Raw genomic sequence first — 23,677 nt, 5'->3', positions numbered from 1 at the left:
CCACCATGGCCGGACACCACACCAACGGAATCATCGATCCCCCCATCGACAACCTGCTCGACCGCGTCGACTCGAAGTACGAGCTCGTGATCTACGCCGCCAAGCGCGCCCGTCAGATCAACGACTACTACTCCGACCTCCACGAGGGCAACCTGTTCGACAACGTCGGTCCGCTCGTCGACTCCTCCGTCGAGGACAAGCCGCTGACCATCGCTCTGCACGAGATCAACGAGGACAAACTCCGCCTCCGTCACGCCGAGTGACGTCCGATGACCGCACCGCCGACTGATGTCGGCGGTGCGGTCCATCATGGGAGCAACCCCCTTCCTGCTGTCCGATTCCGTCCTGGAGCCCCGATGAGCGCGCTGCGTCTGTTCACGTCCGAGTCCGTCACCGAGGGGCACCCGGACAAGATCTGCGACCAGATCTCAGACAGCATCCTCGACGGACTCATCGCGAAAGACCCCGGCTCGCGGGTCGCGGTCGAGACGCTGGTGACCACCGGTCTCGTGCACGTCGCCGGTGAGATCCGCACCGAGGCCTACGTCGACATCCCGACCATCGTCCGACAGGTCGTCAATCGCATCGGCTACACGTCGAGCGACACCGGCTTCGACGGCGACTCCTGCGGTGTGAGCATCTCGGTGGGCGAGCAGTCGACAGACATCGCTCATGGCGTCGACAGCGCTCAGGAGCACCGCGACGGCTCATCCGTCGATCCGCTCGACGGACTCGGTGCCGGAGACCAGGGCATCATGTTCGGGTTCGCCACGAACGAGACGCCGCAGTTGATGCCGATGGCCGCGTGGACCGCGCACCGCATCGCGGAGCGTCTCGCCGAGGTTCGCCGCTCCGGTGCGCTGCCGTTCCTCCGCCCCGACGGCAAGACGCAGGTCACGCTCGGGTACGACGGCTTCACGCCCAAGACCGTCGATGCCGTCGTGCTGTCGACCCAGCATCACCCCGAGATCTCGCAGGACGAGCTCAAGGAACAGGTGCGGGAGCACGTGATCGACCCGATCCTCGAGACCACAGGGCTCGACCTCGACGACATCACCTACTACATCAACCCCGCCGGTCCCTTCGTGACCGGCGGTCCCAAGGGCGACGCCGGGCTCACCGGCCGCAAGATCATCATCGACACGTACGGTGGTGCGGCGCGCCACGGCGGCGGTGCCTTCAGCGGCAAGGACCCGTCCAAGGTCGACCGCTCGGGCGCCTACGCGACGCGCTGGGTCGCCAAGAACGCTGTGGCGGCGGGTCTCGCCGACCGGCTCGAAGTCCAGGTCGCGTACGCGATCGGCGTCGCGCGCCCCGTCGGCCTCTACGTCGAGACGTTCGGCACCGGCAAGGTCTCAGACGAGGTCATCACGCGGGCCATCAGCGAGGTCTTCGATCTCCGTCCGCAGGCGATCATCGAGGAGCTCGATCTGCTGCGCCCGATCTATGCGCAGACAGCCGCCTATGGGCATTTCGGTCGCGAGCTGCCGGAGTTCACCTGGGAGCGCACCGACCGCGCTGAGGAGCTGCGGCGCGCTGCAGGCCTCTGACGGAGCGCGAGCCTGATGGCGATCCGCTCATGACGGCCGAGAGCCGTCGTATCGCGCGCGTGCTGCTCGACTCGCCGCTTCCGCAGCTCGACCGGCTCTTCGACTACGCCCTGCCGGCAGAACTCGGAGACGTGCCCATCGGGGTGCGCGTGCGCGTGCCGCTCCGCACCGCCGGTCGGGTCATCGACGGGTACGTGGTCGAGATCGACACCGAGGACGACGCCGATAGGCCCCTCTCCGAGGTCGAAAGCGTCGTCTCACAGGTTCCTGTGCTCCCCGAACGCACCTACCGGCTGGCTCGTCGTGCAGCCGACCGTGCGGCGGGTTCGGCGTCGGATGTGCTGCGTCTCGTCATCCCCAAGCGGCAGGTGCGGGTCGAGAAGGCGTGGACCTCAGACGCGCCGGTGCCGGTGCCGACTGATGACGCCGTCGCCTCCGCATCTTCGCTCATCGCCGCGTACGACCACCTCGACGAGGTGCTCGAAGGCGCAGGCAGGGCCGCGGTTGAGGCCATCCCGGTGCTGCACCGAGGCGAGCCGGGCTGGACGGCTCTGCTCGCGTCGACGGCGACGCGGATGCTCGCTGCCGGACGCTCCAGCATCCTGATCGTGCCGGACCATCGCGACCTCGATCTGCTGCTCGCAGCGCTCGGTTCGCTGGTTCCGCCCGAGGCTGTCGTGCGATACGACTCACGGCAGACGAACCCCGATCGATACCGCTCGTTCCTCAGATCGCTCGAGGATGCTCCGTGCATCGTCGTCGGCAACCGCTCCGCCGTGTACGCGCCGGTGCGCGCAGGGCTCGTCGCCGTCTGGGACGACGGCGATCCACTGCTCGGCGAACCTCTCGCGCCCTACATCAACGCGCGCGATGCGGCCCTGCTCCGGCAGGAGCAGGAGGACTCCGCCCTGCTCTTCGTCGGCCACACCCGTACGACGGACGTGGAGCGCCTCGTCGCGCACGGCTACCTGCAGGACGTGCGAGCCGCGCGGCGGGTGATGCCGAGGGTGATCCTGAGCACCCCGCAGGAGATGGATGCGCCGACAGCCCAGCGGATGCCGTCGTCGGCGTTCCTGTCGGCGCGCAACGCCGCGTCCGAGGGGCCGGTGCTCGTGCAGGTCTCGCGCCCGGGATTCGCACCGTCCCTCGTATGCGCGGAGTGCCGGGCCCCCGCCCGATGCGCGCACTGCGGCGGACCGCTGGGCGCCAAGCATCGCGGCGCCGTGCCGGTGTGCGCGTGGTGCGGCCGGGGCGCGCGAGCCTGGACCTGCCCGACGTGTTCGTCGACCAAGCTGCGTCTGGCGTCGTCGGGAAGCGAGAGGACCGCCGATGAGCTGGGCAAGGCGTTCCCCGGCGTCCGCGTGATCGTGGCCGACAGCGCGCACCCGGTCGAGCACGTCGCGGACAAGCCCGCACTGGTGGTCGCGACGCGCGGCGCCGAGCCGCTTGCCGAGGGCGGTTATCGCGCAGTGGTGCTGCTCGACGGTCCGCGGATGCTCCAGGCCCCGGATCTGCGGATCGGCGAGGCCTGCCTGCGGTGGTGGTCGAACGCGGCAGCGCTCGCGGCCCCGGGGGCGCCGATCCACCTCGTCGGAGTCGACGGCACGATCGCGCGAGCGCTCGCGACGTGGAACCAATCGGGTTACGCACGCGCTGAACTCTCAGAGCGCGCGCCGCTCCACATGCCGCCGGCCGCGCGCGTCGCCGTGGTCGAGGGGTCAGCCGCGGCCGTCGGCCGTGCGCTGGCGGCGCTGCAGGAGCTCGCCCTCCCGTCCGACGCGGTCCTGGGTCCTGTGCCCATCGAGTCCGACGACTACCCGCCGCGCGTCCGCGCCCTCGTCCGGTTCGAGTACGGCGCCGGAGTCAAGGTCGCGGCGACACTGCGAGCCGCCGTCGTCGCCGAAGCCGTCAGCAATCGCCGGGGCAAGGGCAAGTCGACTCGGAGCACGCTCTCGGTTCGGCTCGATATCCTCGACCCAGAGCTCTGATCAGCCCGCACCGATCAGATCCCCCCGATCCTCCCGGATCCTCACCCCGCATCCCTCCGGAGCACCTTCATGCGTCTCGTCTTCGCCGGCACACCATCGGCAGCCGTCCCCACCCTCCTCCGCCTCGCGGACGAGCACGACATCGCGGCTGTGGTCACGCGTCCTGATGCGCCGCTGGGGCGCAAGAGGGTGCTGACACCGTCACCCGTCGCTCAGGCAGCCGCCGACCTCGGTCTGCCGATCATCAAGGCTGCGCGACTCGGTGACGAGGCGACAGAGGCCATCGCGGCCCTGCAGGTCGAGCTCGGCGTGATCGTCGCGTATGGCGGCCTCGTGCGAGAGCCGCTGCTCTCCACTCCGGCGAAGGGATGGATCAACCTCCACTTCTCGCTTCTGCCCCAGTGGCGAGGTGCTGCTCCCGTGCAGCGCGCGTTGATCGCCGGCGACGCCCAGCTAGGAGCAAGCGTCTTCCAGCTCGTGCCCGCCCTCGACGCAGGAGATGTCTTCGCGACCCGCGTCGTGGATGTGGCAGCAGGGGCGACGGCCGACGCGGCGCTCGCGACCCTTGCCGTCGACGGGGCGCAGCTGACGGCCGAGGTCGTGCAGGCCATCGCCGACGGCACTGCCCGAGCCGTGCCGCAGCACGGTGAGCCGACGCTGGCACCGAAGCTGACGCTCGACGATGGACTGCTCGATTGGAGCCAGCCCCTCGCTCAGGTGTTCGCGCGCTTCCGCGGAGTCACTCCCGAGCCCGGGGCGCACACCACCGTCGACGGGCTCCGTCTGAAGATCCTCGAGGCGGCGCCGTCGAGCGACGTCGTCACCCTGGAACCGGGAGAGATCATCGCCACGAAGTCGGCCCTCCTCATCGGCACGGGCTCGACGCCCCTCTCGGTCGCTCGTGTGCAGCCGGCGGGCAAGGGAGCCATGAACGCGGTCGACTGGTGGCGGGGCCAACGCGACACCGACGGTCTGCGAGCCGGAGCATGAGCGGCCAGGGAGACGCGAGGCGTCGCGACGGCCGTCCGGGCGGTCCGCAGAACCGGCCGCAGGGGCGATCGCACGGGCAGCGTGGCAGTCAGCAGGCCGGTGGTCAGCCACGGGGCCATCGTGGCGACGAGCCTCGCGGGCCGCAGCGCACGGTGCAGCCCGCGCGTCGGGTGGCGTACGACGTGTTGCGAGCGGTCTCCGAGTCGGATGCCTACGCCAACCTCGTCCTGCCTCCGGCCATCGCCGAGGCGGGCCTCGGCCCGCAGGATGCGGCCTTGGCCACTGAACTCGCATACGGAACGCTGCGTCGACGCGGCACCTACGACGCGATCATCGCCACCGCAGCCGATCGTCCGGCGGAGGAGATCGACCCGGCTGTGCTCGACGCGCTGCGCCTGGCGACGCACCAGCTGCTCGCCACACGGGTCGCCTCGCACGCGGCCGTCAACGAATCCGTGAATCTGGTCGCCTCGACGCAGGGGCGAGGCGCTTCGAGCTTCGCGAACGCCGTGCTGCGCCGGATCGCCCGAGAGACACCGGGGGAGTGGGAAGACCGCATCGAGAGCTCGGCACGGTCCGATGACGAGCGTCTCGCACTGCGCTCCGCGCATCCTGTATGGGTCATCAGGGCATTGCGACGTGCGCTGGCGGCCGAGGGCCGGGCAGACGAGCTCGAAGATCTCCTCGACGCCGACAACGCCTCGCCGGAGGTGACGCTGGTCGCGCTCCCCGGTCTCGCAGACCCGGGTGAGCCACGGCGTCCGTACGCGCCGACCGCTTTCGGCTCGCCCGGGGGAGACCCGCATCGCGTGATCGCCGCGACAGGCGGCACCGTCCGCGTGCAGGACGAGGGTTCGCAGCTCGTCGCTCTCGCCCTGGCGGCTGCCGCGCCTATCACGTCGGGCGAGCGCTGGCTCGACCTGTGCGCCGGCCCGGGCGGCAAGACCGCGCTGCTCGCCGCCATCGCCCGCGAGCACGACGTCGCGCTCGAGGCGAACGAGGTCATCCCGACACGCGCACGTCTCGTGCGCAACGCCCTGCGTGCGGTGCCGGGCGAGGTCGTGGTGCACGAGGAGGACGGTCGCTCGTTCGGCGCGTCCCACCCCGGCGCGTTCGATCGCATCCTCGTCGATGCGCCCTGCACGGGCCTCGGCGCACTCAGACGGCGGCCGGAAGCGCGCTGGCGCAAGACCCCCGCCGACGTGGCAGAGCTCGTGCCGCTGCAGGTCGAACTCCTCAGCTCCGCCCTCGACGCCCTCGCGCCGGGTGGGATCGTCGCGTACGTCACCTGCTCGCCGCATCTCGCCGAGACGACGGGCGTCGTCCAGGAGGTGCTCCGAGGCCGCACAGACATCACCGAGCTCGATGCGCGTGGCGTGCTCCAGGGTGTCTCTGCGTCACCGATCGACCTCGCCGGCGACGGCTCCGGTCGCGTGCAGCTGTGGCCGCACCGCCACGGCACCGATGCCATGTTCCTCGCCCTGCTCCAGCGCACCGCCACCGAGCAGGGCGACGCGAACTCCGAAGAGAGAGACTAGAGACGTGGAACTCCCCAGCGCACCGCGCATCAACCCCAGCATCCTCGCTGCCGACTTCGTGAACATGCAGCGCGATCTCGCCAAGATCGCGACCGCGGATTTCGCTCACGTCGATGTGATGGACAACCACTTCGTGCCGAACCTCACGTTCGGGCCGCAGATGGTCGAACGGATCCAGGCGACCAGCCCCATACCGCTCGACGTGCACCTGATGATCACCGAGCCCGAGCGCTGGGCACCCGCCTATGCAGAGCTGGGCGCCGCCAGCGTCACGTTCCACCTCGAAGCGGCGGCGGATCCGATCTCGCTCGCTCGCACCCTGCGCAGCATCGGGGCGAGGGCCGGCGTCGCGATCAAGCCGGACACCCCTGCTGAGGGGCTCTACAGCGTGCTCGAGGAGTTCGACCAGATCCTCGTGATGACGGTCGAACCCGGGTTCGGCGGGCAGGGGTTCATGCACGAGACCATGCCCAAGCTGCGCGCTCTCGCCGACGAGGCCAAGCGTCGCGGATCGAACGTCTGGTTGCAGGTCGACGGCGGCATCTCGGACGCGACCATCGAGGCGGCAGCCGCCGCGGGCGCCGACACATTCGTCGCCGGGTCGGCGGTCTACGGCGCCGACGACGTCGAGGCGGCCGTCACCCGGCTCAGAGACCGCGCCAGAGCCGCTAGCCTGGAATCGTGAAGACTTTCGACGAGCTGTTCGCCGAGCTCAGCGTCAAGGCCGAGACCCGTCCAGAGGGATCGGGGACGGTCGCGGAGCTCGATGGCGGCGTGCACACGATCGGCAAGAAGATCGTCGAGGAGGCCGCCGAAGTCTGGATGGCCTCCGAGTACGAATCCGATGAAGCCGCTGCGGAGGAGATCTCGCAGCTGCTCTACCACGTCCAGGTGATGATGATCGCGAAGGGCCTGAGCCTTCAGGACGTCTACCGACATCTGTGAAGCGCTCCGCCCCACTCGCTTCGATCTGAAGGCTTCCCATGCTGCGCATTGCTGTTCCCAACAAGGGCTCTCTCTCCGAGACGGCCGCCGACATGCTCGCGGAGGCCGGCTACGCCGGCCGTCGTGACCCCAAGACGCTTCACGTCGTCGATGCCGACAACGACGTCGAGTTCTTCTATCTCCGCCCGAAGGACATCGCGACCTACGTCGGGTCCGGCGCCATCGACGTCGGCATCACAGGACGCGATCTGCTCCTCGACGCCCGCATGCCGGGCGCGCGCGAGATCGAGGCGCTCGGCTTCGCCGGGTCGACGTTCCGCTTCGCCGCGCCATCGGGGCGCTACACCGACGTCTCAGAGCTCGACGGGCTGCGCATCGCGACGTCGTACCCCGGCCTCGTCGACGCGTTCCTCGACGAGCGGGGCATCGCCGTCGACCTCGTGCCGCTCGACGGCGCGGTGGAGTCCGCCGTGCGCCTCGGAGTCGCCGACGCCGTCGCCGATGTCGTCGAGACCGGAACGACGCTGCGTCAGGCGGGGCTCGACGTCTTCGGCCCTGTGATCCTGCAGTCCGAGGCCGTGCTGATCGCCGGCCCGCATGATGCCGAGGGGGCCGAGACGCTTCTTCGCCGCCTGCGCGGCGTCATGGTCGCTCGGCGGTTCGTGATGATCGATTACGACCTGCCGCTGGCTCTGCTCGACGACGCCGTCAAGATCGCGGGTGGCATCGAGTCGCCCACGGTCTCACCGCTCCGCGATCCCGAGTGGGTCGCCGTCCGCGTCATGGTGGCGCGTGCGCGGGTCAACCCCGTGATGGACGCGCTGTACGCGCTCGGCGCTCGCGCGATCCTCGTCACGGCGATCCACAACGCGAGGCTCTGATGGCGCTCGCGAGTCGCGTCATCCCGTGCCTCGACGTCGCCGCGGGTCGCGTCGTCAAAGGCGTCAACTTCGAGAACCTGCGCGATATGGGCGACCCCGTCGAGCTCGCGCGCCACTACGCGGCGCAGGGCGCAGACGAGATCACGTTCCTCGACGTCACGGCGACCGTCGATGCTCGCGCGACGACGTACGACGTGGTGCAGCGCACGGCTGAGCAGGTGTTCGTGCCGCTGACGGTCGGCGGGGGAGTGCGCAGCGTCGACGACGTGGCGCGGCTCCTCTCGGTCGGCGCCGACAAGGTCGGGGTCAACTCGGCGGCCATCGCTCGCCCTGAACTGATCGGCGAGATCGCGGACCGCTTCGGCGCACAGGTGCTGGTGCTGTCGCTCGACGTCAAGCGGGCACCCGGCACTCCCTCGGGTTTCGTTGTCACCACCCATGGCGGACGCACCCAGACGACGCTCGATGCGCTCGACTGGGCGCGTGAGGCGGCGGAGCGCGGGGCAGGCGAGTTGCTGGTCAACTCGATCGACGCCGACGGCACGCGAGACGGCTTCGACCTCGAACTGGTGAAGCTCATGCGTGAGGCCGCCTCAGTGCCGGTGATCGCCTCAGGTGGCGCAGGCAAGGCATCCGACTTCGCTCCCGCGATCAAGGCCGGAGCGGATGCGGTGCTGGCAGCCAGCGTGTTCCACACGGGCGCGCTCACGGTCGGCGACGTCAAGGACGCGCTGCGCGCGGAGGGAGTGCTCGTCCGATGAACGATATCGAGGAACGCATCGCTCAGGTCGCCTTCAACGACGACGGCCTCGCGCCGGTGATCGTCCAGCAGTGGGACACGGCAGAGGTCCTCATGCTCGCGTGGGTCGATGCCGAGGCCCTGCGCCGCACCCTCACCACCGGCCGCGCGGTGTACTGGTCGCGCTCGCGTCAGGAGTACTGGCGCAAGGGAGACACCTCCGGGCACATCCAGGTGGTGCACGAGGCGAGACTCGACTGCGACGGCGACGCCATCCTGCTGCGGGTCGACCAGACCGGCCCCGCCTGTCACACCGGCACCCGCACCTGCTTCGACACGACGGACCTGCACGCCGTCGAGGGGAGTTCGGCCGAGTGACTCTCGCGCGCAGAGGTCGCTCGATCGCCGTCTCCGGCTTCCTCCTTGCGGGAGCGGTCGGGATCATCTCGTCGACCCAGACGTGGCTCACCGTCGAACGCGCGGATGCCGGGGAGGCCATCCTCGTGCCCGGCGCGTCCGCGCTGCCGCTGCTCGCTCCTCTGAGCCTCGCGGTCCTGGCGCTCGGCATCGCCCTTTCGATCGTCGGCCCGGTGATGCGACTCGTGTTCGGCGTTCTCGCCACCGCAGCAGCACTGTTCCTCGGCTGGACCACCCTGCAGCTGCTGCTGACCGAGCCGCTGAGCGCTGTCGGTCCCACCGTCACCGAGACGACCGGGCTCGCAGGCAGCACGGCGATCGCCGACGTCGTCGCCGGCATCGAACTGTCGGCCTGGCCCGTGATGACGCTCGTCGGCTGGGTGATCCTGCTGGCGGCATCCCTCGTCGTGCTCCTCACGTGGCGGCGATGGAAGCGCGGAGGACGCCGCTACCGCACCGATGCCGCACATGTCGACTCGACCGCCGGGCCCGTGGACGCGATCGATTCGTGGGACGACCTCTCGCGCGGAACCGACCCGACACGATGACCCCGATAGACTTGATCCGAACCAGCACGTCGTCCCCCGGAGGAGACCATGACCAACCCGATCGCTGACCCCGGCCACGGACACTCGCCTGCCGCTTGGACGGGCGTCATCATCATGCTCGCCGGCTTCACGATCGGCACGCTGGCGTTCTGCCTCGCCGAGTTCAGCCCCGTCTGGGTCGCCCTGATCTGGGTGGGTGCCGCGATCATCCCGATCGGTGCGCTCGTGGGCTGGCTGCTGTCGAGGGCCGGGTACGGCGTGAAGGGCCCCAAGTACTCGCCGAAGGCGCACTAATGGTGCTCGCCGACCTCACGGCCGGCGCAGTCGCAGACGCTGAACGTCGTGCTCTGACCCGGCCTCTGGCCGACGTCGAGCGCGACGCTCTCGCACGCCCCGCCGCCAAGGACGCGCTCGCGTTCCTCGCTCCCGCCGAGCGCGTGAAGATCATCGCCGAGGTGAAGCGCGCGAGTCCGTCGCGGGGTGCTCTCGCCGAGATCCCCGACCCGGCACTGCAGGCTTCTCTGTATGAGACGGGCGGTGCGTCAGCGATCAGCGTCCTGACCGAGGAGCGTCGATTCGGCGGCAGTCTCGCCGATCTCGAGGCCGTCACGGCCCGTGTGTCGCTGCCTGTGCTGCGCAAGGACTTCATCGCGAACCGATATCAGGTGCTCGAAGCCCGAGCAGCCGGTGCCGACCTCGTGCTGCTCATCGTCGCCGGACTCGATCCCCACGTGCTCCGTGATCTGTTCGGCTTCATCACGGAGCTCGGCATGACTCCGCTCGTCGAGACCCATTCGGCCGACGAGCTCGAGGTGGCGATCGATCTCGGAGCTCCGCTGATCGGTGTCAACGCTCGCGATCTGACGACGCTCGAGCTCGACCGCGACCTCTTCGGCCGACTCGTAGACCGCATCCCGGATTCCGCCGTCAAGATCGCCGAGTCCGCGGTCCTCACACCTGCAGACGTCACGCACTACCGCTCCGCGGGTGCTGACGTCGTCCTGATCGGGGAGGCGCTCGTCACGGGCGACCCGGTCGCCACACTCAAGAGCTTCCTGGAGGCGTGATGAGCCTGCGAGATCAGCATGGTCCCCTGTTCGGCGTATACGGCGGGCGATACATGCCCGAGTCGCTGATCGCCGCGATCGACGAGCTCTCAGCGGCGTACGCCGATGCGATCGTCGACCCGGCGTTCCGCGCCGAGCTGGCGTCTCTGCTCAGCTCGTACGCCGGCCGTCCGTCTCCGCTGACCGAGGTCGCCCGGTTCGCCGAACACGCCGGTGGTGCGCGCGTCTTCCTCAAGCGCGAGGATCTCAACCACACCGGCTCGCACAAGATCAACAACGTGCTCGGTCAGGCGCTGCTGACGAAACGTCTCGGCAAGAAGCGCGTGATCGCCGAGACGGGCGCGGGTCAGCACGGCGTCGCCACGGCGACGGCTGCCGCCCTCTTCGGTCTCGAGTGCACGATCTACATGGGTGAGGTCGACACGGAGCGCCAGGCGCTGAACGTCGCTCGGATGCGACTGCTCGGCGCAGAGGTCGTCGCCGTCACCTCGGGTTCGCGCACCCTGAAGGATGCGATCAACGACGCCTACCGCGACTGGGTCGCGTCGGTCGAGACCACCAACTACATCTTCGGCACCGCTGCAGGCCCGCATCCTTTCCCCGCGATGGTCCGGGACTTCCAGAAGATCATCGGCGAGGAGGCGCGACAGCAGCTCCTCGACGAGGTCGGACGTCTGCCCGACGCGGTCATCGCCTGCGTCGGAGGCGGCTCGAACGCGATCGGCATGTTCGATGCCTTCCTCGACGACGAGGGCGTGAAGCTCTACGGCGTCGAGGCCGCCGGAGACGGCGTCGACACTCCGCGGCATGCCGCATCGATCGAGCGTGGTCGCCCCGGCATCCTGCACGGCGCCAAGACCTATGTGCTGCAGGACGAAGACGGCCAGACGGTCGAGTCCCACTCGATCTCCGCCGGCCTCGACTACCCGGGCGTCGGTCCTGAGCACTCCTGGCTCGCCGACATCGGCCGCGCCGAGTACATCCCTGCGACTGACGACGAGGCCATGCAGGCACTGCGCCTGCTGAGCCGCACCGAGGGCATCATCCCGGCGATCGAGTCGGCGCACGCCCTTGCGGGGGCTCTGCGCCTGGGCCGTGAGCTGGGACCTGACGCCGTGCTCGCCATCTGCCTCTCCGGCCGCGGCGACAAGGACATGGACACGGCTGCTCGGTACTTCGACCTCTACGACGCCGAGGCGCTCGCGCACGACGTCGAGGACGAGAGCGACGCCGAGGCAGCCGCGTCGAAGGGGGAGCCGGAACTGTGAGCCGCGTGGAACAGGCGATAGCCGCAGCACACGAGGCCGGCCGCAGCGCGTTCGTCGGATACCTCCCGGTCGGGTTCCCCGACCTCGAGACCAGCATCCAGGCGGCCATCGCACTCGCTGAGAACGGTGTCGACATCATCGAGCTCGGCCCGCCCTACAGCGACCCGGTGATGGACGGCGCGGTGATCCAGGAGGCGACCACCGCGGCGCTCGCGAACGGGTTCAAGATGAAGGACCTCTTCACCGCTGTGCGCGCGATCACCGCCGCGACAGACGTGCCGGTGCTGGTCATGACGTACTGGAACCCCGTGTTCCAGTACGGCGTCGATCGGTACGCTGACGACCTGCTCGCAGCCGGCGGCGCCGGGCTCATCACCCCCGACATCACCCCGGAGGTCGCGGGGGAGTGGATAGCAGCGAGTGAGCGCACCGGTCTCGACCGTGTCTTCCTCGCAGCTCCCACCTCGTCGGACGAACGCCTCGGGCTGGTCGTGAAGTCCTCGACCGGCTTCGTCTACACCGTCTCGACCATGGGCATCACCGGTGAGCGCACCGAGCTCGACCGGGCGGCGCGCACCCTGGTCGGTCGCCTGCGCGAGCACGGCGATGTCCGCGCCTGCGTCGGCATCGGCATCTCGACCGCCGAGCAGATCGCGGGGGTCTCCGAATACGCGGACGGCGCGATCGTCGGCACCGCGCTGGTCCGCGCTCTCCGCGACGGCGGAATCCCCGCGCTCGCAGAGGTCACCCGAAACCTGGCAGTCGGCACGTCGTCGGCACGCCCCGCACACGAGAACTAGAATCGCACTCATGTCCCTCGCGCTTCACAGCACCTTCGGCGGCGTGCTCGCCAGCATCCCGAGCCCCCCGGTCTCCTACATCGACCTCGGGCCGCTACGGATCCACTTCTACGCGCTCTGCATCATCGCCGGCATCATCGCCGCGGTGCTGCTGACCAACCACCGCCTCACGAGGCGCGGGGCAGAGCCGTGGGTCGTGATCGACATCTCGATCCTCGCCGTTCCGCTGGCGATCATTGGCGCGCGCATCTTCCACGTGCTCACCCACCCGAACTTCTACTTCGGCGAGGGCAGGAACACCTGGAACCCGTTCGAGCCCGGCTCCGTCTGGGCGATCTGGGAGGGTGGCATCGCCATCTTCGGCGCCCTCATCGGTGGAGCCGTCGGTGCATACCTCGGCTGCCGCTGGACCGGCATCCGCTTCTGGACCTTCGCCGACGCGCTGGCGCCCGGGCTCCTGCTCGCGCAGGCAATGGGCCGCTTCGGCAACTGGTTCAACAAGGAGCTCTATGGACTCCCCACCGACCTGCCGTGGGGTCTCGAGATCCCCGCTGACAACTCCGCATTCCCTCCTGGGCTTCCCGAGGGGACGCTCTTCCACCCGACCTTCCTCTACGAGGTGCTCTGGAACGGTCTCGGCGTCATCGTTCTGCTGTGGCTGAGCCGCAAGGCGACCGCGTTCCAGTGGGGCAGGCTCTTCGCGATCTACCTCATCTGGTACAGCGCCGGCCGTGTGGTCTGGGAGTCGATCCGCATCGATCCGAGCGAGATCATCCTGGGCCTGCGCAGCAACGTCTGGGCTGCGATCATCGGCATCGTCGTCGGTCTTGCGATCCTCATCGTGCAGTCCCGCCGTCACCCCGGACTCGAGCCATCGCCGTACCAGCCCGGTCGCGGCCGGACCGACCTGGACGCTGATGTAGAATCGCAGAACAATCCCTCCGACTTCGTGGACCTGAGTGAGCCTCCGTCCGAAGAAGTCGCCGCAGGAGCCAGCGCCACAAGCACCGCTCCCACGGACGCCGAAGGCGCTCGATAGCCGACCGGTCCGTGCGGACCCCATCACATCCACCCGGCCAATGACGTCCCCGGGTCAGCTGCAGATCTGAGGACGGTACTGGTGTATTTTCAGCCTCCCTACGGCGCTTCCGGCGCTTACCCCCCGAAGCAGGGCATGTACAACCCGGCGTTCGAGAAGGACGCCTGCGGCCTCGCCATGGTCGCGACCCTGCGTGGCGAAGCCGGCCACGACATCATCGCGCTGGCGCTCGAGGCGCTGCGCAACCTCGAGCACCGCGGTGCGATCGGCTCGGATGCCGGCACCGGTGACGGTGCGGGCATCCTGACCCAGATGCCGGACGCGTTCCTGCGCGCGGTCACAGATTTCGAGCTGCCCCCGGTCGGCGAGTACGCCGCGGGTCTGGCGTTCCTCCCGCGCGATTCCAGCGAGCGCCGTCAGCAGAAGGCCGGTATCGAGAAGATCGCCCGCGCCGAGGGCCTGCGCGTCCTCGGCTGGCGTGAGGTGCCGACGGTCAACGACAACCTCGGCAAGCTCGCAGACGAAGCCCGACCCGCCTTCGAGCAGCTCTTCGTGAGCGCCGGGGGAGCGACCCACTCCGACGCGCCGCTCACCGGGATCGCGCTCGACCGCGTCGCCTACCGCCTGCGCAAGCGCGCCGGCCACGAGCTGGGGGCGTACTTCGTCTCGCTGTCCGCGCGCACGCTCGGCTACAAGGGCATGGTCACGACGCTCCAGCTCGAGCCCTTCTACCCCGACCTGCAGGACGAGCGCTTCATGTCGGAGCTCGCCGTCGTGCACTCGCGCTACTCGACAAACACGTTCCCGTCCTGGCCGCTGGCTCAACCGCTGCGCATGCTCGCGCACAACGGTGAGATCAACACGGTCGGCGGCAACCGCAACTGGATGCGTGCGCGTCAGTCGCAGCTCGAGTCCGAGCTGCTCGGAGACATGGCACCTCTGCTGCCGATCTGCACCGACGGCGCCAGCGACTCCGCGTCGTTCGACGAAGTGCTCGAGCTGCTCACGCTCACGGGGCGCAGCCTGCCGCACGCCATCATGATGATGGTGCCGGAGGCCTACGAGAAGCAGTCGGACATCTCACCCGAGCTGCGCTCGTTCTACGAGTACCACTCGAACCAGATGGAGCCGTGGGACGGCCCGGCCGCCCTCATCTTCACCGACGGCACCGTGGTCGGAGCGACCCTCGACCGCAACGGTCTGCGCCCAGGGCGCTGGACCGAGACGACCGACGGCCTGATCGTCATCGGTTCGGAGACCGGCGTGCTCACCTTCGAGCCCGAGCGGATCAAGCGTCGAGGACGCCTGCAGCCGGGCAAGATGTTCCTCGTCGACACCTCGCAGCAGCGCATCATCGAGGACGAGGAGATCAAGCGCGACCTCGCGACCCTGCACCCGTGGCAGGAATGGCTGGATGCCGGATCCGTCCGTCTCGCCGACCTTCCCGAGCGTGAGCACATCGTGCACCCGCCGGCGTCCATCACCCGGCGTCAGCGCACCTTCGGCTACACCGAAGAGGAGGTGCGTCTGCTGCTGACCCCGATGGGTCAGACCGGCGTCGAGCCCCTCGGTGCCATGGGATCGGATACTCCGATCGCGGTGCTCAGCAAGCGCCCGCGTCTGCTCTTCGACTACTTCACGCAGCAGTTCGCGCAGGTCACCAACCCGCCGCTCGACTCGATCCGCGAAGAGGTCGTGACGAGCCTCAAGCTGGGTCTCGGCCCCGAGAGCAACCTGCTCACGTGGGGCCCGGACCACACGCGCACCGTGTCGCTCGACTTCCCCGTCATCGACAACGACGAGCTCGCGAAGATCCGCCACATCGACAAGGCGCTTCCGGATCGCTCGAGCGTGACGATCAAGGGTCTCTACCACTTCGACGCCGGGTCGAACACGCTCGAGAAGCGTCTCACCGAGATGTGCGACGAGGTCGACGAGGCCATCGAACAGGGTGCCGAGTTCGTCATCCTGTCGGACCGCGACTCGAACAAGGATCTGACCCCGATCCCGTCGCTGCTCATGGTCTCGGCGATCCATCACCACCTGATCCGCCGCGAGAACCGCATGAAGGTCGGACTGATCGTCGAAGCGGGCGATGTGCGCGAGGTGCACCACGTCGCGACTCTGATCGGCTACGGCGCCTCGGCGGTCAACCCGTATCTCGCGATGGAGACGGTCGAGCATCTCGTGCGCACCGGCTACATCACGGGCATCAGCCCCGAGAAGGCCGTCCGCAACCTGATCTACGCGCTCGGCAAGGGAGTCCTGAAGATCATGTCGAAGATGGGCATCTCGACTGTGTCGTCGTACGCCGGGGCCCAGGTCTTCGAGGCCGTAGGCCTGAGCGAGGAGTTCATCGACAAGTACTTCACGCGCACCGAGTCGAAGCTCGGCGGAATCGGCATCCAAGAGATCTTCATCGAGAATCAGGCTCGCCACGACTACGCCTATCCCGAGGACGAAGCTGCTCGTGCGCACGAGCGACTGTGGACCGGTGGTGAATACCAGTGGCGCCGCGACGGCTCACCGCATCTCTTCAACCCCGAGACTGTGTTCAAGCTGCAGCACGCGACGCGCGAGCGCCGCTACGACATCTTCCGCGAGTACACGAAGATGGTCGACGACCAGGCGGCGGAGCTCAAGACGCTCCGCGGGATGTTCACGCTGCGCACCGGCACCCGCAAGCCTGTGCCGCTCGATGAGGTCGAGCCGGTCTCCGCGATCGTGAAGCGTTTCTCGACGGGCGCCATGAGCTACGGCTCGATCTCGAAAGAGGCGCACGAGACGCTCGCGATCGCGATGAACCGGCTCGGCGGCAAGTCGAACACCGGCGAGGGTGGCGAGGACACCGACCGTCTGCTCGACCCCGAACGCCGCAGCGCGATCAAGCAGGTCGCGTCCGGACGCTTCGGAGTCACGAGCCTGTACCTCACCGAAGCCGACGACATCCAGATCAAGCTCGCCCAGGGCGCCAAGCCCGGCGAGGGCGGTCAACTGCCTCCGCAGAAGGTCTACCCCTGGGTCGCGCGCACACGCGGCGGCACGCCCGGCGTCGGCCTCATCTCGCCGCCGCCGCATCACGACATCTACTCGATCGAAGATCTGAAGCAGCTCATCTTCGACCTGAAGCGGGCCAACCCCGAGGCGCGGATCCACACGAAACTGGTCAGCCAGTCGGGTATCGGCGCAGTGTCCGCGGGTGTCGCGAAGGCGCTCAGCGACGTCATCCTGGTGTCCGGCCATGACGGCGGCACGGGCGCTAGCCCGATGAACTCCCTCAAGCACGCGGGAACGCCTTGGGAACTCGGCCTCGCCGAGACGCAGCAGACGCTCATGCTGAACGGCATGCGCGACCGCGTGGTGGTGCAGGTCGACGGCCAGCTGAAGACCGGACGCGATGTCATCATCGGCGCCCTGCTCGGCGCAGAGGAGTTCGGCTTCGCCACCGCCCCGCTGGTCGTCAGCGGGTGCATCATGATGCGAGTCTGCCACCTGGACACCTGCCCGGTGGGCGTCGCGACGCAGAACCCGGTGCTGCGCGAGCGCTTCACGGGCAAGCCGGAGTTCGTCGTGAACTTCATGGAGTTCATCGCCGAGGAGGTCCGCGAGATCCTGGCGGAGCTCGGGTTCCGCTCGATCGACGAGATCGTGGGGCGTGCAGAGCTCATCGAGGCGAACGCGGCCCTGCAGCACTGGAAGGCGGAGGGTCTCGACCTGAGCCCTGTGCTCGAGGGCCCCGCGTTCCCCGCGAGCGAGCCGCGTCGCAGCCGCCGCACCCAGGATCACGAGCTCGAGAAGCACTTCGACGTGCAACTCATCGACATCGCGAAGCCCGCTCTCCTCAACGGAGAGCCGGTCGTGGTCGAGCTGCCCATCGCCAACACCGAGCGGGCCGTCGGCACGATGCTGGGTCACCAGGTCACGTCGCGTCACGGTGCTGCGGGGCTTCCCAGCGGCACCATCGACGTCACGTTGCACGGCACCGCCGGTCAGTCGCTGGGAGCGTTCCTTCCCTCGGGCATCGTGCTGCGCCTCGAAGGCGACGCGAACGACTACGTCGGCAAGGGGCTCTCGGGCGGCGACATCTCGATCCGTCCGGCGCGTGGTTCCACCATCAAGCCTCACGAGAACGTGATCGCCGGCAACGTCATCGGTTACGGTGCGACGGCGGGAACGATGTTCCTGTCCGGCGTCGTGGGCGAGAGATTCCTCGTCCGCAACTCCGGGGCGACCGCGGTCGTCGAGGGAGTGGGCGACCACGCGCTCGAGTACATGACCGGTGGGGTCGCGGTGATCCTCGGCTCGACGGGTCGCAACCTCGGCGCCGGAATGTCCGGGGGAGTGGCCTACATCCACTCGCTCGACAGCGGCAAGATCAACGCCCAGTCGCTCGGCAGCGGAGAGCTCAGGCTCGAACCGCTCGACCGTGCCGACCTCGAAGTGCTGCGCAGCCTGATCGTCGCACACGTGGAGCGCACGGCCTCGCCGCTCGGCTCCGACATCCTGGCGCGGTTCGATGAGACCGCCGGCCAGTTCACGAAGGTGCTTCCGCGGGACTACGCCGCAGTGCGCAGCATGCGCGAAGAAGCAGTCGCCGAGGGCATCGACCCCGACGGCGACATCGTCTGGAACCGCATCCTGGAGGTGACCGGTGGCTGATCCCAAAGGTTTTCTGAAGGTCACTGAGCGTGAGCTTCCGAAGCGTCGTCCTGTGCCGGTGCGCATCATGGACTGGAAAGAGGTCTACGAGGCCGGCGATCAGGCGGTCCTGAAGCGTCAGGCCGGGCGCTGCATGGATTGCGGTGTGCCGTTCTGCCATCAGGGCTGCCCGCTGGGAAACCTGATCCCCGAGTGGAACGACCTGACCTGGCGCGGAGAAGGGCGTGCGGCGATCGATCGCCTGCATGCGACCAACAACTTCCCGGAGTTCACGGGTCGTCTGTGCCCGGCCCCGTGCGAGAGCTCGTGCGTGCTCGGCATCAACCAGCCCGCGGTCACGATAAAGCAGATCGAGGTCTCGATCATCGACGAGGCCTTCGCCAAGGGCTGGGTCGAGCCGCAGCCTCCCGCTCGTCTGACCGGCAAGACGGTCGCGGTCGTGGGGTCCGGCCCAGCTGGGCTCGCCGCCGCGCAGCAGCTCACCCGTGCGGGTCACACCGTCGCGGTCTTCGAGCGCGACGACCGCATCGGCGGCCTGCTGCGCTACGGCATCCCCGACTTCAAGATGGAGAAGGGGCAGCTCGAGTCGCGCCTTCGCCAGATGCAGGAGGAGGGCACCAGGTTCCGTGCCGGAGTGGAGATCGGCAAGGACATCTCGTGGTCCGACCTCCGCGCCCGCTACGACGCCGTCGTGATCGCCACCGGATCCACGATTCCCCGCGACCTCTCTATCCCCGGTCGTGACCTCGACGGAGTGCACTTCGCGATGGAGTACCTCGTCGAATCCAACCACGCGGTCGCCGGAGACAAGGTTCCTGAGCAGATCACCGCCGAGGGCAAGCACGTCATCGTCATCGGCGGCGGCGACACCGGTGCGGACTGCATCGGAACCGCGCACCGTCAGGGCGCGCTCAGCGTCACGAACCTCGCGATCGGCAAGCAGCCGGGCACCGAGCGTCCGGGACACCAGCCGTGGCCGATGATGCCGACGCTCTTCGAGGTCTCCTCCGCTCATGAAGAGGGCGGTGAGCGCGTCTTTCTCGCCTCCACCGTCGAGTTCCTCTCCAACGACGTCGGCGAGGTTCGCGCTCTGCGCGTTGCCGAGACCGAGTACATCGACGGCCGCCGCGTGCCCAAGAGCGGCACCGAGCGCGAGATCCCCGCAGACCTCGTGCTGATCGCCATGGGCTTCACCGGCCCGGAGCAGGACGGCTACACCGAGGACACACTTCCGCAGGTCACCGACCGCGGTGCCTTCCGGCGCGATGACAGCTACGAGTCGACCGTCCCCGGTGTGTTCGTCGCCGGCGATGCCGGGCGGGGGCAGTCCCTCATCGTGTGGGCGATCGCGGAGGGCCGTGCAGCCGCGGCCAACGTCGATCGCTTCCTCATGGGGACGACCGTTCTGCCCGAGCCTGTGCGACCGCATGAAGTCGCTATCGGTCTCCAGCCCGCGTAGGCTGAGCCGCGGCACCGTCGCCTGATTTCCATCCCCCACTACCCTGGAGCAATCTGTTGAGACGCGCGAAAATCGTCGCCACCCTGGGCCCCGCCACCTCCACCTATGAAACCGTGCGTGCACTGATCGACGCCGGCGTGGACGTCGCGCGCCTGAACCTCAGCCACGGTGACTACTCCGTGCACGAGAACAACTACGCCAACGTCCGCAAGGCCGCCGAGGACGCTGGTCGTGCCGTCGCCATCCTCGTCGACCTGCAGGGACCGAAGATCCGCCTCGGCAAGTTCGAGAACGGCCCCTACGAGCTCGCCAAGGGCGACATCTTCAAGATCACGACCGAAGACATCATCGGCAACAAGGAGATCTCGGGTACGACGTTCAAGGGCCTGCCCAACGACGTCAAGCCGGGGGACTTCCTGCTCATCGACGATGGCAAGGTCCGCGTCGAGGTCGTCGAGACCGACGGCGTCACCGTCACGACCCGCGTGATCGTCGCTGGAGCCGTGTCGAATAACAAGGGCATCAACCTGCCCGGCGTCGCAGTCAACGTCCCCGCTCTGAGCGAGAAGGACGAGGAAGACCTCCGCTGGGGCCTGCGCATCGGCGCCGACCTCATCGCCCTGTCGTTCGTCCGCAACGCGGAGGACATCAGCCGCGTGCACGAGATCATGGCCGAAGAGGGCGTCAAGGTGCCCGTCATCGCCAAGGTCGAGAAGCCGCAGGCCGTCGATGCGCTCGAAGAGATCGTCGACGCGTTCGACGCGATCATGGTCGCCCGTGGTGACCTCGGCGTCGAGCTTCCGCTCGAGGCCGTGCCGATCGTGCAGAAGCGCGCCGTCGAACTGGCGCGCCGCATGGCGAAGCCGGTCATCGTCGCGACGCAGATGCTCGAGTCGATGATCAACAGCCCGGTGCCCACGCGCGCCGAGACCTCGGACGTCGCGAACGCCGTGCTCGACGGAGCCGACGCCGTGATGCTCTCGGGCGAGACCAGCGTAGGTGACTACCCGGTCGTCGTCGTCGAGACGATGGCTCGCATCATCGAGTCGACCGAGGAGCACGGTCTCGAGCGCATCGCACCGCTCACGACCAAGCCGCGTACCCAGGGTGGAGCGATCACCCTCGCCGCTCTCGAGGTCGCCGAGTTCGTCGAGGCGAAGTACCTCTGCGTCTTCACCCAGTCGGGTGACTCGGCACGCCGTCTGTCGCGTCTGCGCTCGCGCATCCCGATGATCGCCTTCACCCCCGAGCCCGGAATCCGCCGTCGCATGGCGCTGACCTGGGGCATCCAGTCGAAGCTCGTCGATATGGTGCAGCACACCGACCTGATGTACCTGCAGGTCGACGACTACCTGCTCAGCAGCGGTCTCGCCGTCGAAGGCGACAAGGTCGTCGTGATCTCCGGTTCCCCTCCTGGAATCGTGGGTTCGACCAACGACATCCGCGTCCACAAGGTCGGGGACGCCGTCAACGGCGCCGCTCCGATCTACAAGGAAGCGACGATCTGATCAAGGTCGCACAGCGAAGGGGCGGAACGATTGTTCCGCCCCTTCGTCGTCCACTCGGCGATGTCCCGCCTGGCCCTGTCAAGCGGCTGGCGCGAGAGTGCGCGCCGCACCTACCGTGATCGGATGACTCTTCTCCCTCGGCGCACCGTCGTGGCGAGCCGCAACGGCCGTCATCTCTCGGCTCTGTGGGCAGTCACGCAAGCGAGCGAGAGGCGGACGCCATCCGCACACTGAGACGAGCCGGTTGGTGGATCGCCGATTACGCCTACGCCGTGTACTGGCAGTTGCGTGCCGCTTTCGATCGGAGCGACGCGGGATCCTTCGCGACCGGCTCCGCGGCTCCGATCGTGATCCTTCCCGGCGTGTACGAGACATGGCGGTTCATGCAGCCTCTCATCGCGGCGCTGCACGCCCGGGGCCACCCCGTGCATGTCCTCGATTCGCTCCGGCACAACCGGCGGCCCGTCGTCGAATCGGCTCAGCTCATGACCGAGTTCCTCGAGGCGGCACAGCTCACCGATGCGCTCATCGTTGCACACAGCAAAGGCGGCCTCGCAGGCAAGATGGCGATGGCGGGCCCCTCAGGCTTCCGCGTGCGCGCCATGGTGGCAGTGGCCACGCCCTTCGGCGGTTCCCGCTATGCGCGGATGCTGCCGGTCCGGTCCCTCCGAGCGTTCTCGCCTTCGGATCCGTCGATCATGCAGCTCGCGCTCCACCGGGATGTCAACGAGCGGATCGTGTCGATCTACGGGGAGTTCGACCCGCACATCCCCGAGGGGAGTGAGCTCAGCGGGGCGATGAAGAACGTGCGTCTCGAGACCGGAGGCCACTTTCGGGTTCTCGCGAACCCCCGGGTCCTCGCAGAGGTCGCCGCGCTGTCCGAGCGGTGAGCGACGGGTCGAAGGTCACGCCCGACGGACGCCGTGTCACGGCGGCGCAGCTTCTCAGGTGCTGGCCTGTACTCTGGTCCAGGCGCAGGCCTGCCGCACGTCGAAGGGCCCCGCACCCACACCCATGGATGACCTGACCATCGACCCCGCCGTGGCCGAGCGACGTGACCGCTCCCGCCCGCTGCTCGGCGCGCCGCCGGACGCCGATGACGCGCCGCTCCTGTCCAGGAAGCCCGGAAGCATCGGCGTCAGGTACCGCCTCAAGCGTCGCTTCCGCACCTACGAGGCCATCGCTTGTGTTCCGGTCTATCTGGCACAGACGAGAGCGCGCGACACGGTCCTGAGCCCGCACGGCCACCGGATGCACGGCGGACAGGCGTACCAACCGGTGCTGGTCGGCGGAGTGAGCGTCGAGGCGACGGACGAGAACCTCGACGCGATCATCCGCGCCACAGTCCCTCGAACCGTCATCACCGCCGACCATCCTGCGGTCGCAGAGCGGATGATCCTCGAGTCGATGCGTCCCGCCCTCGACCGGTATCTGCTGATCGACGGTCAGGTATGGATCAGCATCTGAACTGATGTGCCGGCGGTGGGACTCGAACCCACACGCCCTTTCGGACAAAGCATTTTGAGTGCTCCGCGTCTGCCATTCCGCCACGCCGGCTCGTGTGTAGCGTCTTCGACTTTAGCGCAGGCGATCCGTGCTCACCGTCACCCGCCACACCATCGGGGGACCTCAGAGGTGGTCTCCACTAGGATGGGTCTGTGACCGAGCAAGAACAGGCAGCAGAACAGCCCACGTCATCCGCACCCAGACGCGTCGTCGTCGCCGAGGACGAGTCGCTGATCCGTCTCGACATCGTCGAGATCCTCCGCGACAACGGCTTCGATGTCGTCGGTGAGGCAGGTGACGGCGAGACGGCCGTGGCACTCGCGACCGAGCTCCGCCCCGACCTCGTCATCATGGACGTCAAGATGCCGCAGCTCGATGGCATCAGCGCAGCCGAGAAGCTGCACAAGGGCAACATCGCACCCGTCGTCCTTCTCACGGCGTTCAGCCAGAAGGAGCTCGTCGAGCGCGCGAGCGAAGCCGGAGCACTGGCCTACGTCGTCAAGCCCTTCACCCCGAACGACCTGCTGCCCGCGATCGAGATCGCCCTCGCCCGCCACGAGCAGATCATCACGCTCGAGGCCGAGGTCGCCGACATGGTCGAGCGCTTCGAGACCCGCAAGCTCGTCGATCGGGCCAAGGGCCTGCTGAACGAGAAGATGGGCCTGTCCGAGCCCGAGGCGTTCCGCTGGATCCAGAAGGCATCGATGGACCGCCGCCTCACGATGCAGGATGTCGCCAAGGCGATCATCGAGCAGCTCGCTCCGAAGAAGTAGTC

At 68.3% G+C, this 23,677-nt stretch carries 22 protein-coding genes and 1 tRNA gene; 22 read left to right on the top strand and 1 reads right to left on the bottom strand.

The genetic code is table 11. The features are described from left to right. The first annotated feature begins 5 nt into the window (after positions 1-5). The 21 genes from rpoZ (at position 6) to ASF87_RS14815 (ending at position 22,863) form a co-directional block, all read left to right on the top strand. Entirely contained in the window at positions 6-263 is a 258-nt protein-coding gene (rpoZ, locus tag ASF87_RS14915; protein WP_042536631.1) for a DNA-directed RNA polymerase subunit omega, read from the top strand. 93 nt (positions 264-356) lie between these two features. After that, the gene (gene metK / locus ASF87_RS14910) at positions 357-1,550 is read left to right on the top strand and encodes a methionine adenosyltransferase (RefSeq protein WP_056376904.1); all 1,194 of its coding nucleotides are present in this window, start codon (positions 357-359) and stop codon (positions 1,548-1,550) included. Between the two features lie 29 nt (positions 1,551-1,579). Next, entirely contained in the window at positions 1,580-3,538 is a 1,959-nt protein-coding gene (locus tag ASF87_RS14905) for a hypothetical protein (protein WP_056376901.1), read from the top strand. 69 nt (positions 3,539-3,607) lie between these two features. Next, positions 3,608-4,528, top strand: coding sequence for a methionyl-tRNA formyltransferase (gene fmt / locus ASF87_RS14900; RefSeq protein WP_056376898.1), 921 nt, complete (start codon positions 3,608-3,610; stop codon positions 4,526-4,528). Beyond that, positions 4,525-6,066: an RsmB/NOP family class I SAM-dependent RNA methyltransferase gene (locus tag ASF87_RS14895; RefSeq protein ID WP_082508939.1), complete on the top strand. Its 1,542-nt coding sequence runs from the start codon at positions 4,525-4,527 to the stop codon at positions 6,064-6,066. Before fmt ends, ASF87_RS14895 begins: the two co-directional genes overlap by 4 nt. 4 nt (positions 6,067-6,070) lie before the next feature. Continuing rightward, positions 6,071-6,751 (top strand): ribulose-phosphate 3-epimerase, encoded by a 681-nt coding sequence (rpe, locus tag ASF87_RS14890; RefSeq protein WP_042536636.1) that lies wholly within the window; start codon positions 6,071-6,073, stop codon positions 6,749-6,751. Continuing rightward, complete coding sequence (locus ASF87_RS14885; protein ID WP_042536637.1) at positions 6,748-7,011, top strand: phosphoribosyl-ATP diphosphatase; 264 nt, start codon at positions 6,748-6,750, stop codon at positions 7,009-7,011. The genes rpe and ASF87_RS14885 overlap by 4 nt, the downstream gene beginning before the upstream one ends. A gap of 38 nt (positions 7,012-7,049) precedes the next feature. Next, on the top strand, positions 7,050-7,892 hold the full coding sequence (hisG, locus tag ASF87_RS14880; RefSeq protein WP_056376894.1) for an ATP phosphoribosyltransferase: 843 nt from the start codon (positions 7,050-7,052) through the stop codon (positions 7,890-7,892). Continuing rightward, entirely contained in the window at positions 7,892-8,653 is a 762-nt protein-coding gene (hisF, locus tag ASF87_RS14875) for an imidazole glycerol phosphate synthase subunit HisF (protein ID WP_056376891.1), read from the top strand. The genes hisG and hisF overlap by 1 nt, the downstream gene beginning before the upstream one ends. Next, positions 8,650-9,009 carry a phosphoribosyl-AMP cyclohydrolase gene (hisI, locus tag ASF87_RS14870; protein WP_042536640.1) on the top strand — a complete coding sequence of 120 codons (360 nt, stop codon included), beginning with the start codon at positions 8,650-8,652 and terminating at the stop codon, positions 9,007-9,009. The genes hisF and hisI overlap by 4 nt, the downstream gene beginning before the upstream one ends. Continuing rightward, the gene (locus ASF87_RS14865) at positions 9,006-9,596 is read left to right on the top strand and encodes a Trp biosynthesis-associated membrane protein (protein ID WP_056376889.1); all 591 of its coding nucleotides are present in this window, start codon (positions 9,006-9,008) and stop codon (positions 9,594-9,596) included. Before hisI ends, ASF87_RS14865 begins: the two co-directional genes overlap by 4 nt. 48 nt (positions 9,597-9,644) lie before the next feature. Beyond that, positions 9,645-9,890, top strand: a complete 246-nt coding sequence (locus ASF87_RS14860) for an HGxxPAAW family protein (RefSeq protein ID WP_042536642.1) — start codon at positions 9,645-9,647, stop codon at positions 9,888-9,890. 2 nt (positions 9,891-9,892) lie between these two features. Then, complete coding sequence (trpC, locus tag ASF87_RS14855; protein WP_042536776.1) at positions 9,893-10,663, top strand: indole-3-glycerol phosphate synthase TrpC; 771 nt, start codon at positions 9,893-9,895, stop codon at positions 10,661-10,663. Next, the gene (gene trpB, locus ASF87_RS14850) at positions 10,663-11,931 is read left to right on the top strand and encodes a tryptophan synthase subunit beta (protein WP_056376886.1); all 1,269 of its coding nucleotides are present in this window, start codon (positions 10,663-10,665) and stop codon (positions 11,929-11,931) included. The genes trpC and trpB overlap by 1 nt, the downstream gene beginning before the upstream one ends. Further along, positions 11,928-12,731, top strand: a complete 804-nt coding sequence (gene trpA / locus ASF87_RS14845; protein ID WP_056376884.1) for a tryptophan synthase subunit alpha — start codon at positions 11,928-11,930, stop codon at positions 12,729-12,731. The genes trpB and trpA overlap by 4 nt, the downstream gene beginning before the upstream one ends. 10 nt (positions 12,732-12,741) lie before the next feature. Beyond that, complete coding sequence (gene lgt / locus ASF87_RS14840) at positions 12,742-13,770, top strand: prolipoprotein diacylglyceryl transferase (protein WP_056376882.1); 1,029 nt, start codon at positions 12,742-12,744, stop codon at positions 13,768-13,770. Positions 13,771-13,905: 135 nt separating this feature from the next. Beyond that, the gene (gene gltB / locus ASF87_RS14835; protein ID WP_157550125.1) at positions 13,906-18,429 is read left to right on the top strand and encodes a glutamate synthase large subunit; all 4,524 of its coding nucleotides are present in this window, start codon (positions 13,906-13,908) and stop codon (positions 18,427-18,429) included. After that, on the top strand, positions 18,422-19,888 hold the full coding sequence (locus tag ASF87_RS14830) for a glutamate synthase subunit beta (protein WP_056376878.1): 1,467 nt from the start codon (positions 18,422-18,424) through the stop codon (positions 19,886-19,888). Before gltB ends, ASF87_RS14830 begins: the two co-directional genes overlap by 8 nt. A gap of 56 nt (positions 19,889-19,944) precedes the next feature. Next, positions 19,945-21,396: a pyruvate kinase gene (pyk, locus tag ASF87_RS14825; RefSeq protein WP_056376877.1), complete on the top strand. Its 1,452-nt coding sequence runs from the start codon at positions 19,945-19,947 to the stop codon at positions 21,394-21,396. Between the two features lie 185 nt (positions 21,397-21,581). Beyond that, positions 21,582-22,286 (top strand): esterase/lipase family protein, encoded by a 705-nt coding sequence (locus ASF87_RS14820; RefSeq protein WP_235558972.1) that lies wholly within the window; start codon positions 21,582-21,584, stop codon positions 22,284-22,286. A 124-nt stretch (positions 22,287-22,410) separates the two neighbouring features. After that, entirely contained in the window at positions 22,411-22,863 is a 453-nt protein-coding gene (locus ASF87_RS14815; RefSeq protein ID WP_056376875.1) for a hypothetical protein, read from the top strand. Between the two features lie 7 nt (positions 22,864-22,870). On the opposite strand, the gene ASF87_RS14810 is transcribed toward ASF87_RS14815, so the two are convergent. After that, positions 22,871-22,953: transfer RNA gene (locus tag ASF87_RS14810), tRNA-Leu, on the bottom strand. Positions 22,954-23,054: 101 nt separating this feature from the next. Between ASF87_RS14810 and ASF87_RS14805 the strand changes: the two genes are divergently transcribed. Then, positions 23,055-23,675 (top strand): ANTAR domain-containing response regulator, encoded by a 621-nt coding sequence (locus ASF87_RS14805; RefSeq protein ID WP_042536652.1) that lies wholly within the window; start codon positions 23,055-23,057, stop codon positions 23,673-23,675. Positions 23,676-23,677: the final 2 nt, after the last annotated feature.

Source organism: Microbacterium sp. Leaf161 (genome assembly GCF_001423645.1).
Classification (GTDB): Bacteria; Actinomycetota; Actinomycetes; order Actinomycetales; family Microbacteriaceae; genus Microbacterium; species Microbacterium forte.
The sequence above is the reverse complement of the archived record's forward strand: the minus strand, read 5'-3'. Positions and strand labels throughout refer to the sequence as shown.